Raw genomic sequence first — 16,726 nt, 5'->3', positions numbered from 1 at the left:
CCCATGAGCCCAATCGAGTTTTATAGCCTGCTGGGCGCCGCTGCCGTCGCCATCGTCCTATTGATCCTGATCCTGGTGCGTCCGCGTGGCGTTGCCGGCGATGGCGCCACCACGCTGGCGCTGGTGCAGCAGCACCAGCAGCAAAGCCTGGAACGCATCGACCGCGTCGAACGGGAAGTGCGGCTGCAGTTGCAGGCGTCGGCGCAAGCCACGCGGCAGGACCTGGCGGCCGGCCTGGCGCAATTCCAGGCGGCGACATTGCAACAGCTCGACAGCCTGCGCACGCAGATGCAGGCGCAGGGGAAAGTCGGGCGCGAAGAGCAGGCGCAAAGCCTGGCGCGCTTTGCCGAGAGCACGAACCAGACCCTGTCCCAGCTGACGGAATCGAATGCGCAGCGCATGCTGGAAGTGCGCGCCACGCTGGAGAACAAGATCCGCGACTTGCAGGCTGACAATGGCGCGCGCCTGGAAGAGATGCGCAAGACGGTCGATGAAAAACTGCACGCTACCCTGGAAACGCGGCTTTCCGCCTCGTTCCAGCAAGTGTCGGAGCGGCTGGAAAAAGTCCACCAGGGCCTGGGCGAAATGCAGCAGCTGGCGCTGGGCGTGGGCGACCTGAAGCGAGTGCTCACCAACGTCAAGACACGTGGAACGTGGGGTGAAGTGCAGCTGGAAATGCTGCTGGAGCAGGTACTCACTGTCGACCAGTATGCAAAGAACGTGGAAACGGTGCCGGGCAGCGGCGCACGCGTGGAATTCGCCCTGAAGTTGCCGGGCATGAGCGACGGCGGGCCGCCCGTGTGGATGCCTATCGATGCGAAATTTCCGAAAGAACAATACGAGCGCCTGGTCGAAGCGGCCGAGCGGGCTGATGCCGACGGCGTGGCCCTGGCTGGCCGCGAGCTGGAGCGGGCCGTGCGGGGCGAGGCGAAAACCATTGCCGAGAAATACCTGGCGCCGCCGCAGACCACGGATTTCGCCATTTTGTTCCTGCCCACGGAAGGCTTGTATGCGGAAGTGCTGCGCCGGCCAGGCCTGGCCGACGAATTGCAGCGCGTGCACCGCGTCAGCATCGCCGGTCCATCCACCCTGACGGCCTTGCTCAACAGCCTGCAGATGGGGTTCCGCACCCTGGCGCTGGAAAAGCGTTCGTCGGAAGTGTGGCAGGTGCTGGGCGCCGTCAAGACGGAATTCGGCAAGTTTGGCGACGTGCTGTCGCAAACCCGGCTGACCCTGGAAAAAGCGGCAAAGAATATTGAAAGCGCGGAAGTGCGCAGCCGGCAGATGGCGCGCAAGCTGAAATCCGTGGAAGCCTTGCCGGGCGAGGCGGCCGCCTTGCTGCTGGGGGCAGCGGACGCGGGATCGTCCGCCGAGGCGGACGGCGACTAGGGCCGCCTTGTTTGCCGTCACTGCCGGCTAGCTTAGCTGTTCCTGCTCCATCTGGCGCTTGACGATGTCAGCGGTGATGCTGCCTGGCACATCGAGCTCGCGCAGCGCCAGTGCGCGCATGGCGTCATTTGCCAGGCCGGCCAGCAAGGCGGCGTACAGCGCGTCGGCCTCGGCGGCTTGTTCCCGGCCGCGCAGTACGGCAGCGGCGATCCGCACGTCTTTCACCAGATTCATCAACTCCGTCGCCAGACGCGGTGCCATGCCCGGCGCAGGAAACAGGGGCTGGCTGGCGGCCAGGGCATTGACCGTTTCGAGGTGTTCCAGCGGGGCGCGGCGATAGCGGTCCGCCAGCACGAAATTGCCCGCCTCGACGATGGCTGGCAGGGCTTGCCAAGCGTACTGGCGCGCCAGTTCGGGGGCGCTGCTGTCCAGCTGGGCGAACAGGTCGGCGGTGGAACGGGCCTCGCCCAAGGTGTCGTTCATCTCGACGATGAGCGAGAAGCGCGACATGTCCCCGGCCTGCGTCCTGCCGCTGTCGTGGCGTCCGAACGCATGCTCGCCTGCCAGTAGCAGCCGTATTTGTCCATCACGTTCAGCCTGCAGTGCGGCACGCGCCGGCGCGTAGGCATCGGCCAAAAACTTCCACTCCAACATGATGATGAAATGGCTAGACCTTGCCGGCTTCATTGCCTGCCCGGCATCGGCGAACAGTTGCTGCAACAGCGGCAGCGCTTCCGCATGCCGGCCTTCCCTGCGCAGCGCAGACATGCGTGTCAAACGGTTATCGATGTCGGGCATGGCGATCCTTGTCTGGAATGCACCATAGTAGCAAGTCCGCACGCGGGTGGCTACGCCTCAGGCGCCATGCTTGTGGGCACGGTTTTTCTGGCGCCGCAGACCAGTAGCGCCAGTCCCGCCAGCAGCATGGCCCAGGTGTGCGGTTCCGGCACGGCCGGCAGGACGGACAGGTCGGGGGGCGGCACAAGCGACTCGATGATGCTGCTGCCGCGCGGTGGCGGTCCGCCGCCGTTGCGCCCATCGCCTATGCTCGATGGCCACACCGTGTTGCTGCTGGTGTGTACGACATCGAAGGCCTGTACGGGCAGGCTGGCCAGCACGGCCGGCGGCGCCGAACCTGTGAGCGAACCGCCATGCGCGGTGCCGGGATTGTCGATGACGGGAGCGTATGGCGCCGCCGCAGGTGCGGCTGCCACAGCTGGCGCCGCTCCTGCGCCGCGCGGCCCGGCCGCCGCCACCTGCGTGATGCGGCTGACATTGCGGCACACGGTGGGCACCAGGATGCATGCGCCCTGCACGCAGTACACGAGCCCCCTTTCCTGCATCTGCTCGCTCCAACCTGCACGCGTGACATTGCGGCACACGCGGCCCGGCCCGAAATGCATGTCGCTGATGCGTGCATCGTAATTGCCCTTGCCGCGGATCGCGTCGCGGCTGATCACGACGATTTCATCGTACTGGCGCGCGCGCATGCGCGCCTTCAATTGTTCGCGCACCTGCGGCGCGATGTCCGGGTATCTGTCCACGGCTGCCACGACATCGCCCATGAACGGGTCGGCGCCGGGACGGTTCCAGCTGCAATGCTCCAGCACGTCGGCCCGTGGGGCCCCTTTGGCATAGGCGGGCAGCGGTGCCAGTGACAGCATGCCAAGCAGGCTTGCGGCCCCCAGCATGCTGGCGCCTGCGATCCATGAGCGGTGTCTCATTATTAGTATCCCGGTGAAAAAAAATATCAAAATTGAATTTTATGCGAGTTGAGATGTTATCACCGAAGAAACTCTGATATCAACAAATAAATAAAATTATTACAATTTTGTTGTGTTTATTTATATTTTTTTAGGGAGGTAATCAAGATTTTTATCTTGATGGGCTGACAGTTGCCGTAGACGAAAATTGATTGGAAGGGGCAATGCGAACGGCCCGCGCAGGGCGGGCCGTCGTGAAGAGGAAGGGGAAGCAGATGGTGGCGCTTTGTATGCGCCCCGGCCAGCGCGTCAGCCTGGCCGGTGGTGCAGCATCAGGTCAGTCCATGGAACAGCACGATATCGACGAGATCGCCGGCCGCCACGTGGCCTTGCCCCTCATGCAGCACGATCATGCAATTGGCTTGCGTCATCGAGCGCAGGATGCCGGAGCCTTGCGCACCCGTCACGCGCACGTGCTGGCGGCCATCCGCGGCCCGTTCGACGATGCCGCGCTGGTACTCCGTGCGTCCCCGTTTCTTGCGGATGGGTGCCTGCGCCGCCACCTGCAGCAGGGGCAGGATGGAAGTGTCAGCATCGGCGCCCATCAGGCGCAGCAAGGTGGGGCGCGCGAGGAAGTAAAACGCCGCCATCACGGCCACCGGGTTGCCGGGCAAGCCCAGCAGCAAGGCCGTGTCGCCCTCGCTGGCAATCCGGCCAAAGGCCATGGGACGGCCGGGGCGCATATTGATTTGCCAGAAGGCCACGTCACCGAGTTGCGCCAGGATGTCGCGCGTGAAATCGGCTGCGCCGCTGGACACGCCGCCCGAGGTGATGATGACGTCGGCCGAGGCGCAGGCGCCGCGCAGGGCCGCTTCCAGCGCTTGCGGCGCATCCTTGACGATACCCATGTCGAGCACCTCGCAGCCCAGGCGGGTGAGCATGCCCAGCAGGGTGTAGCGGTTGCTGTCGTAGATGCAGCCCGCGTCGAGTGGCTCGCCGATCGAGCGCAATTCGTCGCCCGTGGAAAAGAAAGCCACGCGCAGGCGCCGGCGCACGGGCACCATGGCGATGCCCAGCGAGGCCAGCAGACCCAGTTCGGCCGGTCCGAGTATCTTGCCCTGCAGCAGCGCAGGCTGGCCTTGCATCAAGTCTTCGCCCTTGAACCGGCGGTTGTCGCCGGGGCGGATGCAGTCCGGTGCCAGCGTAATGCTGCTTGCGCTGGCCTGCTGCACCAGTTCCTGCGGCACCACGCTGTCGCAGCCGTCCGGCATGACGGCGCCCGTCATGATGCGCGCGCATTGCCCGCGCCCGACGTTGACCGTGCCGGGACGGCCCGCCAGGATGGTGTCGACCACGGCCAGGGTCAGCGGAACGCTCCCACCGAGGTCGGCTCCATGCAGCGCATAGCCATCCATGGCGGAATTGTCGTGCGCGGGCACACTGATGGGCGAGATGATGTCGGCCGCCAAAATGCGCTCGAACGCTTGCGGCAGCGGCAATGTTTCGATCTCGGCGACGGGGGCGACGGTGTCGGCCAGGATGGCTTGCGCCATCGGCACGGACAGTCCCTGCGCCTGCAGGGCGGCGAGCTCGTCTGGGGTATTGATATTGCCGAACGCGCCATGGTTCTCGAAGAGCACCTCGGCCAGTTTCAAGGGGCCGTGCCAGGTGCGCATGCGGCGTTCGCCGGTGGCCAGGTAGGCGTCCAGCTGGGGCAGGGCCGAAGTCTTGACGAGACAGAAGACGGGATGGGGGCGGCGCACTGCCGATCCCGTCGCCGGATCGATCTCTTCGGTGACGGCGATGGCCAGGTCGGCATTGTTTTGGACCAAGGCGTCCGCCAGGCGCGCTGCCAGGTCGGGCGGCAGCAGGGGCGAGTCGCACGGTACGCAGAGCAGGTAAGGGCTGGTGGCGTGCTGCATGCCGCTATGCAAGCCGGCCAGCGGGCCCAGCTGTCCCTGCAGCGCATCCGGCCACACGGGCAAGCCGAAGCGCGCGTAGTCGCCGGCATCGGCGTGGACACTGATGGCCAGCTGGCCCACTTGCGGCGCCAGGCGCTGCAGAACGTGGCGGGCCAGAGGCTGGCCATGCAGGGGCTGCATGCCTTTGTCGCGCTGGCCCATGCGCGTGCCGAGGCCGCCAGCCAGGATCAGGCCGGTAATGTCGTGTTTGTTGATCATGTCAGGTAGTGAAATGGATGCATGCGCCATGGTAGCAGCGGCGGGCCTGCACCACGCCCGATTCAGCCGCCGATATACGACATTTCCACTTTCTTTTTACCCTGCTCAAGCGCGCCGCCCGTCAAATCCGTCTGGCTGGTGCGCAATTGCGAATAGCGGTCGCCGCGGCCGCGCCATAGTTGCGCTACGGCCGAGGAAATTTCCGTGTCGCTGTGGCCGCCGCGCAGCAGGCTGCGCAAATCGTGGCCGCTGCTGGCGAACAGACAGGTGTACAGCTTGCCCTCGGTCGAGAGGCGGGCGCGGCTGCAGTCGGCGCAGAATGCTTGCGTGACGCTGGAAATGAGGCCGATTTCGCCGCTGCCATCGGCGTAGCGCCAGCGCGCCGCCGTCTCGCCCGTGTAGTTGGGGTTGATTGGCAGCAGGGGCATGTGCGAGGCTATGCGCCGCACGACCTCTGCCGAAGGGATGACTTCCTGCAAGTTCCAGCCGTTCGATGCGCCCACGTCCATGTATTCGATGAAGCGCAAGATGTAGGGCGTGCCCTTGAAGTGGCGCGCCATGGGCACGATTTCCTGCTCGTTCATGCCAGCCTTGACGACCATGTTGATCTTGATGGGGCCCAGGCCCGCCGCATGCGCGGCGGCTATGCCGTGCAGCACGTCGGCCACGGCGAAATCGACATCGTTCATGCGCTTGAAGGTGGCGTCGTCGAGCGAATCGAGCGACACGGTGACCCGGTTCAGGCCTGCATCCTTGAGCGCTTGCGCCTTTTTGGCCAGCAAGGAACCGTTGGTCGTCAGGGTCAGGTCCAGCGGCTGGCCCGACGGCGTGCGCAGTTCGGCCAGCATGGCGATGAGCTTCTCGATATTTTTGCGCAGCAGCGGCTCGCCGCCCGTCAGGCGGATCTTTTCTACACCATGCGCCACGAACAGGCGCGCGATGCGCGTGATTTCCTCGAACGACAGCAAATCTGTGTGCGGCAGATACACGTGGTTCTTGTCGAACACGTCCTTCGGCATGCAGTACACGCAACGGAAATTACAGCGGTCGGTAATCGAGATGCGCAGGTCGTGCAGGGGCCGGCCCAGGCTGTCGGCCACGTTGCCGCTGGGACTTTCCAGCCGCGCGGGGATCGCCGGTGCCCCATTGCGGGCTTCGGCGAGGTAGATAATCTTGTCAGCCATAAAAGGTGGTGCCACTTACGTAAAGTCGTTCAAGGCAGATACGATAGCACGAGGCCGAAGATGGCACAGGCGAGCAGCAATTTGATGGTTCCCATTTGAAACTTGATCAGCGCCACGCCGGCCGCCAGCGCGATGGCGATCGCCAGCCAGTCCCAGTGCGGCAGCGGGTTTGCTTGCCAGAAGACATGGCGGCCAAAGAACAGGGCCAGGCTGGCGATCACGCCCACCACGGCCGCCGAGATGGCCGTCAGGGGCGCACTCAGGCGCAAATTGCCGCGCGAAGCTTCCACCAGCGGCGCGCCGCCCAGGATGAAGATGAACGAGGGCAGGAAGGTGAACCAACTGGCGACGAGCGCGCCGCACACGCCTGCCAGCCACAGGTGTTCACCCGCCACGGCATGGCTCCAGCCACCCACGAAGCCGATGAAGGCGACGATCATGATCAGGGGGCCGGGCGTGGTTTCGCCCAGCGCCAGGCCATCCATCATCTGCGCGCTGCTGATCCAGTGGTAGTGGTCGACGGCGCCTTGCACCAGGTAGGGCAGCACGGCATACGCGCCGCCGAACGTGAGCAGGGCCGCCTTGCTGAAAAATACGCCCATCTGCGCCAGTGGCTGATCCATCCCGCCCGCCAGCGCCAGGCCCAGCCAGGTGATGAAAGTCAGCGCCAGGCCCAGCGCGCAAGTGGCCAGCAGACGCGGCCATCCGAAACGCGCGTGCAGCGGCGTGGGCGTGTCGTCATCGATCAGGGCGGGGCCAAAGCCTGCCGCGCCGCCATGCGAGGTAGCGCGAACATGGAAGTGGGTCGGCAGCCAGCGACCGCCAGCCATGCCCAGCAGGGCTGCGGTGAGCACGATCAGCGGAAATGGCAGCCGTAGCACGGCGATGGCGACAAATGCAGCCGCCGCAATGGCGATCAGGCCGGGGCTGCGCAAGGTGCGCCGGCCCAGGCGCCAGGCCGCCGCCAGCACGATGGCGACGACGGCCGGCTTGATGCCGTACAGGACGCCGGCGATGGCGCCCACGTGGCCATACGCCATGTAGAGCCAGGACAGGACGATCAGCAGCAGCAGCGAGGGCAGCAGGAATAGCAGGCCAGCCACCAGCGCACCGCGCGTGCGGTGCATCAGCCAGCCGATGTAGATGGCCAGCTGGGTCGCTTCCGGCCCGGGCAGCAGCATGCAGTAATTGAGGGCGTGCAGGAAACGCTGCTCGGAAATCCAGCGCCGCTTTTCCACCAGTTCCGCATGCATCATGGCGATTTGCCCAGCCGGGCCGCCAAAGCTGACGCAGCCCAGCTTGAGCCAGTACCAAAAGGCGCTGCGCAGGCTGACGGGGTCGGGACGGGCAAGATGGGTGTTCTCGTGCATGGCGGCTGGCTGGCAAAGAGAGTGGACGTAAAAAAGGGGAAGCCTGAGCTCCCCCTTTCATCATTGGCGGCAGGGCGAACCCGGCCTGCTTATGGACGTTGCGTGTTGACCTGAATCAACGGCTCATCCGATTGCGGCGGCAATGGCTTGCGTTCGCGCGGCTTGCGTACCGGAGCGACAGCCTTGGCGGCCGCTTCCTGCGCCAGGCGCAGTTTTTCCGGATCGGTGGCAGCCAGGGTCAGGCCGGCCGAACCGAGCACTGCGCTCAAGTCCAGCGGCGCGGCGACTGGCGCGGCAGCTGCCGGGGCAGGAGCAACGACCGGTGCTGGCGCTGGCGCTGGAGCAGGAGCTGGAGCTGGAGCTGGAGCAGCAACCACCGGGGCGGCTTCCGTCACGGCAGGTGCTGCTTCAGCGACTGGCGTTTCCTCGATCACGGCGGCGGCTTCGACCAGCGGTGCGGCTTCCACCACTGGCGCGGCTTCGACGATGATTTCCGCTGCAACTGGCGCTGGCGCTGGTGCGGCTTCCGCTTTCTCGGCAAAGCTGTACTCGGCAGCCGGTGCTGGTTCGGCAGCGGCTGGTTCCGCTTGCGCTACTGCAACGATGGCTTCGGCAGGCGCTTCCGGCACGATCACTTCAGCACGGTGTGCGGCTTCAACGGCAGGAGCGGCTTCTTCGACCTTGGCGATGTCCGCGACCTTGGCCACTTCCACCACGTCGACCACTTCCACGACGGCAGCTTCCACTGGTGCAGCAACGGCGACGACAGCGGCGGCAGCCACGACGGCGACCGGGGCCGCGTCAGCAGCAACAGCGGCAGCAGCTTCCGGCGCCGGAGCGACCGTAAAGCTGATCACGGGTGCGTCCTGACCTTCGTTCTCGCCGTTTGCCGATTCGATCAGCTCGCCCGTTTCGCGGTCGCGGCGGTTGCGGTTGCGGCCGCCACGACGACGGCGGCGGCGCGGTTCTTCGCCTTCCACGTCGTTTTCCGTCTCTTCGCCTTCAGGACCGGCATTCGCCGGTGCTTTCAGCAAGCTCGTTGGTGCGGCGTCGGATTCAGGGCCGTTTGACGGCACGACGACATTCACGGCGCTGGCGCTGGCGCCAAACAGGGCCAGTTCGTCAGCTTTCACTTCAGCAACAACGGCTTTGTCGGCGCGTGGTTCACGGCCTTCGCGTGGCTGGCGTGGCGGACGTTCGGCGCGCTCTGGACGCTCCGCGCGTTCCGGACGCTCGGCGCGTTCAGGACGTTCACCGCGCTCACCGCGCTCGCGTGGTGCTGCCGTTGCTTCGCCGGCTTCGCGCGGTTCGCGTGGCGGACGTGGTGGGCGTGGCGGACGGGCCGCCTTTTCCAGTGCTTCGGCTTCCTTGGTCGCGTCGTCCTGGGCGGGACGGCCCTGACCTGGTTCGCGTTCTTCGCGGCCAGGCTTGCCGTTGCGGCCACGGCCACGCGGGCCACGGCTGTTGCGGTCACCGCGGTCGGCGCCGGCCGGCTTGGCTGGTGCGACAGGGGCGGGCGCTGGCGCCACCGGTGCCGGGGCGCCGGTGAAGAAGCTGATGATCTTGGCGATCAGGCCTTGTGGTGCGACAGGCGCGGCCACCGGAGCTGGTTTCGCTTCGACGGGCTTGCGCTCGACCAGCGGTGCCGGCTGGTCAGGGGTGATCGTCTTGACGACGGCTTCCTGGCGCGGCTTGGCTTCTTCCTTCTGGCGCTTGCTGTAAGCCATGTCGGTTTCAGCGCTTTCCGCCAGGTTGTAGCTGGCCTGGCTGTCTTCCAGACGCGGATCGTCGTGCTTGATGCGTTCCAGCTTGTAGTGCGGCGTTTCCAGATGCTTGTTCGGGATCAGGATCACGGCGATGCGGTGGCGGTTTTCGATCTTCAGTACTTCGCCGCGCTTTTCGTTCAGCAGGAAGGCGCCCACGTCCACAGGTACTTGCACGTGGATGGTGGCCGAGTTTTCCTTCATCGCTTCTTCCTGGATGATGCGCAGCACCTGCAGGGCGGACGATTCGGTATCGCGGATGTGGCCGGTGCCGGAGCAGCGCGGGCACGTCACGTGCGAGCCTTCGGACAGCGAAGGGCGCAGGCGCTGGCGCGACAGTTCCATCAGGCCGAAGCGGGAAATCTTGCCCATCTGTACACGGGCACGGTCATGGTGCAGCGCGTCCTTCAGGCGCTGTTCCACTTCGCGCTGATTTTTTGCCACTTCCATGTCGATGAAGTCGATGACGATCAAGCCGCCCAGGTCGCGCAAACGCAGCTGGCGGGCCACTTCTTCGGCCGCTTCGCAGTTGGTGTTGAAGGCGGTCGTCTCGATGTCCGAGCCACGCGTGGCGCGGGCCGAGTTGACGTCGACGGACACCAGTGCTTCGGTATGGTCGATCACGATGGCGCCGCCCGATGGCAGCGGCACGGTGCGGCTGTACGCCGTTTCAATCTGGTGTTCGATCTGGAAGCGCGAGAACAGCGGCACGTCGTCGCTGTAGCGTTTTACGCGGTGCACCATGTCGGGCATCACGTGGCTCATGAACTGGTGCGCCTGGTCGTAGATCTCGTCGGTGTCGATCAGGATCTCGCCGATGTCTGGCTGGAAGTAGTCGCGGATGGCGCGGATGACGAGCGACGATTCCTGGTAGATCAGGAAAGCGCCGTTGGCCGACTTGCCGGCGCCTTCGATGGCGCGCCACAGTTGCATCAGGTAATTCAAGTCCCACTGCAGTTCATCGACGTTGCGGCCGATGCCGGCGGTGCGGGCAATGACGGACATGCCAGCAGGCAAGTCCAGTTTATCCATGGTTTCGCGCAATTCCTGGCGCTCTTCACCTTCCACGCGGCGCGATACGCCACCGCCACGCGGGTTGTTCGGCATCAAGACCAGGTAACGGCCGGCCAGCGAGACGAACGAGGTCAGGGCGGCGCCCTTGTTGCCGCGCTCTTCCTTTTCCACCTGGACCATGATTTCCTGGCCTTCGCGCAGCGCTTCCTTGACGGAGGCGTTACGGACGTCCACGCCTTCGCGGAAGTACGTGCGAGCAACTTCCTTGAAAGGCAGGAAGCCGTGGCGGTCTTCGCCATAGCTGACGAAGCACGCTTCGAGCGATGGCTCGATGCGCGTGATGACGCCCTTGTAGATGTTGGATTTGCGCTGTTCGCGCCCGGCTGTCTCGATATCGATGTCGATCAGTTTCTGTCCGTCGACAATCGCTACGCGCAGTTCTTCTTGCTGCGTGGCATTAAACAACATGCGTTTCATTTTTATAACTCCGCGACCCGTAGGCCATCTCAAAGCCGCTTCCGGGGAAGCGGCGAAAGTACAGGGATATATGCGAGAACGGGAGTGTTGGCGGGGGAAATGCCTTAGCGTGCGGAGCAACAACGCGTACGAGGTATACGTTACGGCCGCAACAGGCGCGGTGAGGTCAATCGTCATGCCGAGTGCACAGGACACTTGCAACTCATCTGAAACAGCCCGAATGTCGGGGGGCAGAGAATGCAAGTGGTCAGCAAATTCAGAGCCAAATCGTAAGCCGGCTCATTACAGGGATCGCGATGGCGAGGCTTGGCCTCAGCCTATTCATCGACAACCCTCAGTATTGTGGCCTCATACGGGGTTTGGCGAAAACGGCAAGCGTTATCAACTTCATCAACCCGCGAGCCCGACTCGATAAGTCGCGCTAACGGGTACTTATCCTTATAATCCAATACACTCACTTCAGCATCTCCACGCGTTATCCGATTACAACTACGGTGCAACCTTGATTCGCGCAGGGATGGTGCATATACATTTTTTTTCCACCGAATTTGCAATTTGGCGAGGCCGGTGGAGACGCCCCTGTGTAAAATGTGCTTTTATTCTTACACTCGCAGCAGCCAGGGCCGCAGCAAAAACAATTATATATTCAAAATGAAGGACTTAGAGAGATTTCTGGGAAGACATAGTAAATGAAGAGTCAAAATGATGTTGTTCCCCCTTCAACACCCCCGGTTCAGCCGCAAGCCCAATTCGTAACGATCGCCGAGGAAGAAGCAGGCCAGCGCATCGACAACTACTTATTAAGAGTGTGCAAGGGAGTGCCTAAAAGCCACATCTACCGGATCTTGCGATCGGGAGAAGTGCGGGTTAATAAAGGCCGTATCGATCAGCTGTACCGTCTCGCCGCCGGCGACGTGGTGCGCATTCCGCCCGTGCGCGTGGCCGAAAAGGCGCCCACGGGCGCGCCGGCCGCCGAATTCAAGATCATCTTCGAAGATGCGCAGCTGCTCGTCATCGACAAGCCGGCCGGCGTGGCCGTGCATGGCGGCTCGGGCGTCTCGTTCGGCGTGATCGAGCAATTGCGCGCCTCGCGCCCCGACGCCAAGTTCCTGGAACTGGTGCACCGCCTGGACCGCGACACGTCCGGCTTGTTGTTGCTGGCAAAGAAGCGCACGGCCTTGACGAACTTGCACGAGCAGATGCGCGACGGCGTCACCGACAAGCGCTACCTGGTACTGGTGGCTGGCGACTGGAAGAATGCGCGCCAGCATATCAAGTTGCCGCTGCATAAATATACGACGGCCGAAGGCGAGCGCCGGGTGGCTGTGCAGGCCGATGGCCTGGCGTCGCACACGGTGTTTTCACTGTTGCATAAATATCACAACTTCGCCTTGCTGGAAGCGGAATTGAAGACGGGACGCACGCACCAGATCCGCGTGCATCTGTCTTCCTCCGGTTTCCCCATCGCGGGCGACGATAAATATGGCGACTTTGCCCTCAACCGTGCCCTGTTGAAAGCCGACAGTACGCGCGGCGCCCTGAAGCGCATGTTCCTGCACGCGCACCAGATCACGTTTACGCATCCGGAGACGGGCAAGACGATGACCCTGAATGCGCCGCTGGCTGCTGAATGCGAGCGTTTCTTGGTAAGCTTGGGCAAACCATTGGCCGTTGCCGCACGATAAATATCCATCGCGTGGGCGCAAGACTACTCACAAGGTAGTCAGTCGCCATCATTCATTCTCAAGGAGCCGGCGGCTTTGCCGTCGGGAAACATGGCAAGAAAGCAATTTGATCTGATCGTCTTCGATTGGGACGGTACCCTGATAGACAGTACCTCGACCATCGTCAAGTGTATCCAGGCGTCGGCGAAAGACCTGGGCTTGCCAATTCCCACCGAGTTGCTGGCCTCGCATGTGATCGGCCTGGGCTTGCAGGAAGCGATGCGGCTGGTGATGCCCGATGTCGAGCCGAAATACCATGCGCGCATGGCCGAACGCTACCGCTATCACTATCTGTCGCGCGACCATGAGCTGACCCTGTTTCCCGGCGTGCACGAAATGCTGCAGGAATTGTCGCAGCAAGCGTACTTTCTGGCTGTCGCCACGGGCAAGAGCCGTGTCGGCCTGAACCGTTCGCTGAATGCCGTCAAGCTGCTGTCGCTGTTCGATGCGACGCGCTGCGCCGATGAAACGTTCTCCAAGCCTCATCCTGCCATGCTGCAGGAGCTGACGCGCGAACTGGGGCAGGATATGCGCCGCACCGTGATGATCGGCGACACCAGTCATGATTTGTTGATGGCAAGCAATGCAGGCGCGGCTGGTATTGCCGTAGAGTATGGGGCGCATCCTGTGGAACAGTTGCAGGCCTGCAATCCGCTGTATTCGGCCGCCACGGTGGCCGATCTGCACCAATGGCTGAGCGAGCACGCATGATGACCGACGTTGCGGAAGTATTGATTTGTGCCGCCGACGCGGTGGCCGATGGCGGCAAGGGCGTGCGCTTTCCCGTTTCGGCCGGTGGCGAAGCGACCACCGGCTTTGTCGTGCGCCATGGCGGCAAGGCGTACGGCTATCTGAACCGCTGCGCCCACGTGCCGATCGAACTGGACTGGGCCGAGGGCGAGTTTTTCGAATCCAGCGGCTTGTACCTGATGTGTTCGACCCATGGCGCCATCTATGTGCCGGAAAGCGGCTACTGCGCGGGCGGTCCCTGCAAGGGCGGCCGCTTGCGTCCGATCCCCGTGACCGAGCGCGATGGCCAGCTGTACTGGCAGCCCGATGAGTATGTCCAGCCGCTGCCGGCCTGAAGCCGGGCACAGGCATTATTGCAATTTAAACAAAGTGAACCATGAGCGATAACACGAATGACAAGGTGGACAGCAGCGTGCCAGCCCCCGGCTACGGCGCCCCTGCAGGGAACTGGGAGCGCGACGTGCTGGAGAAGCTGGTATTTGCCACTTTGCAAGAGCAACGCGCGCACCGCCGCTGGAGCATCTTTTTCAAGGTGTTCGGCCTGCTGATCGTGCTGTTCGCCCTGTGGGTGTTTTATGACTACAACACGGCCGACGACAGCGAAACCCTGGGCCGCCACACGGCCCTGATCGACATCAGCGGTGCCATCGAGTCTGAAGGCAGCGGTTCGGCCGCCGTCGTCATTCCCGCGCTGGACAAGGCGTTTTCCGACGCCGGTTCCGTGGCTGTGGTACTGCATATTAATAGTCCGGGCGGCAGTCCCGTACAGGCCGGCATGATCGTCGACGAGATGCAGCGCCTGCGCAAGGGCTATCCGGACAAGCCCTTGTATGTGGTGGTCGATGAAATGTGTGCTTCGGGCGGCTATTACATCGCCGCCGCGGCCGACCGCATCTATGTCAACAAGGCCAGCGTGGTCGGTTCCATCGGCGTGCTGATGGACGGCTTCGGCTTTACGGGCGTGATGGAAAAGGTGGGCGTCGAGCGCCGGTTGCTGACGGCGGGCGAGAACAAGGGTTTCATGGACCCTTTCAGCCCGCTGACGGAAAAACACAAGGCGTATGCGCAAGGCATGCTCAATGAAATCCACCAGCAATTCATCGACGTGGTGCGCACGGGGCGGGGCAAGCGCCTGAAGGAAACGGCTGATACCTTTTCCGGCTTGTACTGGACGGGTGCGAAAGCCGTGGAAATGGGCCTGGCCGATGATTTTGGCACGGTCGACAGCGTGGCGCGCGACGTCGTCAAGGCGGAAGACATCGTCGACTACACGCAGCATGAAGGCTTGCCGGAGCGGGTGTTGAAGAAATTTGGCGCCGCCATGGGCGCCGGTGCCATGAAGGCGGCCGTACAGCAGTCACAACCGGCGTTGCGCTGAGGACATGACTCTTGACTGGCTGGCAAGCCAGTCGAGAATGATTTTCAATAAGGTGGTATTTTGGCTTGAAAAACGGGCTGCTTGGGCTATAGTGAAGGCGTAGTTCTTTTCAAGGAGGGGCGATATATCAACTATGTTGTCAGTACTAACTTGATTGGTAGGTCTTGGAACTACTCGCCGCATCGCAGATGTGGTTTTGAGTGAATTTACATTCCTCACTGAAGTCCCGTTGGGGCTTGGGAACGGCGGCGCAATGCCGCCGTTTCCTTTTGTGCGTCGTTCGTACCGGGTGTGCCGGCATCGCGCGATATTTGGTCTGGGTTGGCTGGCAAGGCAGGAGCAAGGCTGGCATGCGGGGGCGGGGCATGGCGGGTTCGATGGCCGTGCGCTCAGGCGGCGCAGCCGTTACAGTGCACAGGCAGGGTGGCTTGCCGGGCCGGCGCCGCTGCGGTGCTGCTGGCGTGGGAGCTGATGTCCGGCGGCGTGTCCGCCATGGCGGGCGTGCTCACGTCTGCATCCGCGTGCGCAAAACCGCCCCGTTCCAGCCAGCACATGAAATGGCATTGTGCCTCGGCATGCCAGTGCGTCTGGCTCGCTGGCGATGGGGGCACGTCCGCCTCCTGCTGCGCAGGGGTGTTGCGCCAGCGCGCCACGCCGAGTCTGACCTTGTGCATGGATGCCTGTTCCGCGGCGATGCGCTCGCGCATGTCGGCGATGCTGCCTTGTAAGGCGATGGTATCGGTATGCTTCATACGATGTCCTTGTAAGGGGTGGCGACTGCCACGATTCCTAAAGTGCGTTAGGCGGATTCCTAACGAAGTTTCAGTCTATCAATGCGATATTTCGAGCGCTTGATATATCTCAAAGGAATTGGCCATTTATATCGAAATCTCACCTTGTGCTTCGCCTTATCTGTGTCTGCGCCACGCTGGCGCGCGCTCCTGCGCCTGGCGCGGGCGGCGCGCGCCGCCGCTTCACGCTGCCAGCCGCTTCTGGTAAAGTCACGCCCATGAGTAAATTATCCCTAGACCGCATCCTGCAATCGCAGGGTTTTGGCACCCGTAAATATTGTCGTTCCCTCATCGAAGATGGCGATGTCGTCATCGATGGCGTTACCCAGACCAATTACCGCACTACCGTCGAGACCGAAGGCCTGGTGCTGCACGTTTTTGAAGAAGAGTGGGTATACCGCGCGCACCTGTACCTGGCGCTGAACAAGCCTGCCAACTTCGAATGCTCGCGCAAACCCAGCCATCATCCTGGTGTGCTGACCCTGTTGCCGGAACAGTTCACCTGGCGCGAAGTGCAGCCCGTCGGCAGGCTAGACCACGATACGACCGGTATGCTGCTGATGTCCGACGATGGCCCATTTATCCATGCGCAATCGTCGCCGAAGCGTCACGTTCCGAAGATTTACCAGGCCACCACGCAAGAGCCGGTGACCGATGAGCTGGTGGCCCTGCTGCTGGCTGGCGTGCAGTTGCACGACGAGCCGGCCCCGCTGGCAGCCCTCGTCTGCGTCAAGCGCGGAGAATTCCAGCTTGAAATCGTGCTCGAGCAAGGCAAGTACCACCAGGTCAAGCGCATGCTGGCCGCCGCCGGCAACCATTGCAGCGCGCTGCACCGTTCCGCGATCGGCAGCCTGACCCTGGAGTCGCTGGGCATCGCCGAAGGCGAATGGTGCTATCTGACCGCAGAACAGCTGACATTGCTGGCCTGAACCTCCTGCTGACCGCCAAAGCCGGGGACTTCCCGGCTTTTTGGCGTCTTTAGTCCCCATTGCCTGCATTTGAT

13 protein-coding genes are annotated in these 16,726 nt (G+C 63.1%); 6 read left to right on the top strand and 7 right to left on the bottom strand.

Annotation, left to right across the window (positions count from 1 at the left end; translation table 11 throughout):
* The first annotated feature begins 3 nt into the window (after positions 1-3).
* The gene (gene rmuC / locus CLU92_RS14410; protein ID WP_101482429.1) at positions 4-1,389 is read left to right on the top strand and encodes a DNA recombination protein RmuC; all 1,386 of its coding nucleotides are present in this window, start codon (positions 4-6) and stop codon (positions 1,387-1,389) included.
* 27 nt (positions 1,390-1,416) lie between these two features.
* On the opposite strand, the gene CLU92_RS14405 is transcribed toward rmuC, so the two are convergent.
* From CLU92_RS14405 to CLU92_RS14380, 6 genes are all read right to left on the bottom strand, one after another.
* Positions 1,417-2,187 carry a hypothetical protein gene (locus tag CLU92_RS14405; protein WP_101482428.1) on the bottom strand — a complete coding sequence of 257 codons (771 nt, stop codon included), beginning with the start codon at positions 2,185-2,187 and terminating at the stop codon, positions 1,417-1,419.
* Positions 2,188-2,237: 50 nt separating this feature from the next.
* Positions 2,238-3,080 (bottom strand): MHFG family PEP-CTERM protein, encoded by an 843-nt coding sequence (locus tag CLU92_RS14400; RefSeq protein ID WP_101482427.1) that lies wholly within the window; start codon positions 3,078-3,080, stop codon positions 2,238-2,240.
* A 344-nt stretch (positions 3,081-3,424) separates the two neighbouring features.
* Complete coding sequence (glp, locus tag CLU92_RS14395) at positions 3,425-5,272, bottom strand: gephyrin-like molybdotransferase Glp (RefSeq protein WP_257561086.1); 1,848 nt, start codon at positions 5,270-5,272, stop codon at positions 3,425-3,427.
* Positions 5,273-5,334: 62 nt separating this feature from the next.
* Positions 5,335-6,456, bottom strand: a complete 1,122-nt coding sequence (moaA, locus tag CLU92_RS14390) for a GTP 3',8-cyclase MoaA (RefSeq protein ID WP_101482425.1) — start codon at positions 6,454-6,456, stop codon at positions 5,335-5,337.
* 29 nt (positions 6,457-6,485) lie between these two features.
* A complete protein-coding gene (gene chrA / locus CLU92_RS14385) occupies positions 6,486-7,826 on the bottom strand; it encodes a chromate efflux transporter (RefSeq protein ID WP_101482424.1) in 1,341 nt (446 codons plus the stop codon).
* An 89-nt stretch (positions 7,827-7,915) separates the two neighbouring features.
* On the bottom strand, positions 7,916-11,080 hold the full coding sequence (locus CLU92_RS14380; protein WP_101482423.1) for an Rne/Rng family ribonuclease: 3,165 nt from the start codon (positions 11,078-11,080) through the stop codon (positions 7,916-7,918).
* A gap of 689 nt (positions 11,081-11,769) precedes the next feature.
* Between CLU92_RS14380 and CLU92_RS14375 the strand changes: the two genes are divergently transcribed.
* The 4 genes from CLU92_RS14375 to CLU92_RS14360 all read left to right on the top strand — a co-directional run bounded on the left by CLU92_RS14375 (position 11,770) and on the right by CLU92_RS14360 (position 14,932).
* A complete protein-coding gene (locus tag CLU92_RS14375) occupies positions 11,770-12,765 on the top strand; it encodes an RluA family pseudouridine synthase (RefSeq protein WP_034754116.1) in 996 nt (331 codons plus the stop codon).
* 90 nt (positions 12,766-12,855) lie between these two features.
* The gene (locus CLU92_RS14370; protein WP_101482422.1) at positions 12,856-13,515 is read left to right on the top strand and encodes an HAD-IIIA family hydrolase; all 660 of its coding nucleotides are present in this window, start codon (positions 12,856-12,858) and stop codon (positions 13,513-13,515) included.
* Positions 13,512-13,889: a Rieske 2Fe-2S domain-containing protein gene (locus CLU92_RS14365; RefSeq protein ID WP_180338519.1), complete on the top strand. Its 378-nt coding sequence runs from the start codon at positions 13,512-13,514 to the stop codon at positions 13,887-13,889. The genes CLU92_RS14370 and CLU92_RS14365 overlap by 4 nt, the downstream gene beginning before the upstream one ends.
* Before the next feature lie 41 nt (positions 13,890-13,930).
* Entirely contained in the window at positions 13,931-14,932 is a 1,002-nt protein-coding gene (locus tag CLU92_RS14360) for a S49 family peptidase (protein WP_101482421.1), read from the top strand.
* Positions 14,933-15,321: 389 nt separating this feature from the next.
* Here the strand turns inward: CLU92_RS14360 and CLU92_RS14355 are convergent, their stop codons facing one another.
* The gene (locus tag CLU92_RS14355; RefSeq protein ID WP_101482420.1) at positions 15,322-15,684 is read right to left on the bottom strand and encodes a hypothetical protein; all 363 of its coding nucleotides are present in this window, start codon (positions 15,682-15,684) and stop codon (positions 15,322-15,324) included.
* Positions 15,685-15,941: 257 nt separating this feature from the next.
* On the opposite strand from CLU92_RS14355, the gene CLU92_RS14350 reads away from it, so the two are divergent.
* Positions 15,942-16,652: a pseudouridine synthase gene (locus CLU92_RS14350; protein WP_101484689.1), complete on the top strand. Its 711-nt coding sequence runs from the start codon at positions 15,942-15,944 to the stop codon at positions 16,650-16,652.
* Positions 16,653-16,726 lie beyond the last annotated feature (74 nt).

The sequence above is a fragment of the Janthinobacterium sp. 61 genome (assembly GCF_002846335.1).
Lineage (GTDB): Bacteria > Pseudomonadota > Gammaproteobacteria > Burkholderiales > Burkholderiaceae_D > Janthinobacterium.
The sequence above is the reverse complement of the archived record's forward strand: the minus strand, read 5'-3'. Positions and strand labels throughout refer to the sequence as shown.

Bases quoted from the DNA above. Each gene is read 5' to 3' on its own strand.
- rmuC (WP_101482429.1), top strand. From the start codon at position 4: ATGAGCCCAATCGAGTTTTATAGCCTGCTGGGCGCCGCTGCCGTCGCC.
- CLU92_RS14405 (WP_101482428.1), bottom strand. From the start codon at position 2,187: ATGCCCGACATCGATAACCGTTTGACACGCATGTCTGCGCTGCGCAGG.
- CLU92_RS14400 (WP_101482427.1), bottom strand. From the start codon at position 3,080: ATGCTGGGGGCCGCAAGCCTGCTTGGCATGCTGTCACTGGCACCGCTG.
- glp (WP_257561086.1), bottom strand. From the start codon at position 5,272: ATGATCAACAAACACGACATTACCGGCCTGATCCTGGCTGGCGGCCTC.
- moaA (WP_101482425.1), bottom strand. From the start codon at position 6,456: ATGGCTGACAAGATTATCTACCTCGCCGAAGCCCGCAATGGGGCACCG.
- chrA (WP_101482424.1), bottom strand. From the start codon at position 7,826: ATGCACGAGAACACCCATCTTGCCCGTCCCGACCCCGTCAGCCTGCGC.
- CLU92_RS14380 (WP_101482423.1), bottom strand. From the start codon at position 11,080: ATGAAACGCATGTTGTTTAATGCCACGCAGCAAGAAGAACTGCGCGTA.
- CLU92_RS14375 (WP_034754116.1), top strand. From the start codon at position 11,770: ATGAAGAGTCAAAATGATGTTGTTCCCCCTTCAACACCCCCGGTTCAG.
- CLU92_RS14370 (WP_101482422.1), top strand. From the start codon at position 12,856: ATGGCAAGAAAGCAATTTGATCTGATCGTCTTCGATTGGGACGGTACC.
- CLU92_RS14365 (WP_180338519.1), top strand. From the start codon at position 13,512: ATGATGACCGACGTTGCGGAAGTATTGATTTGTGCCGCCGACGCGGTG.
- CLU92_RS14360 (WP_101482421.1), top strand. From the start codon at position 13,931: ATGAGCGATAACACGAATGACAAGGTGGACAGCAGCGTGCCAGCCCCC.
- CLU92_RS14355 (WP_101482420.1), bottom strand. From the start codon at position 15,684: ATGAAGCATACCGATACCATCGCCTTACAAGGCAGCATCGCCGACATG.
- CLU92_RS14350 (WP_101484689.1), top strand. From the start codon at position 15,942: ATGAGTAAATTATCCCTAGACCGCATCCTGCAATCGCAGGGTTTTGGC.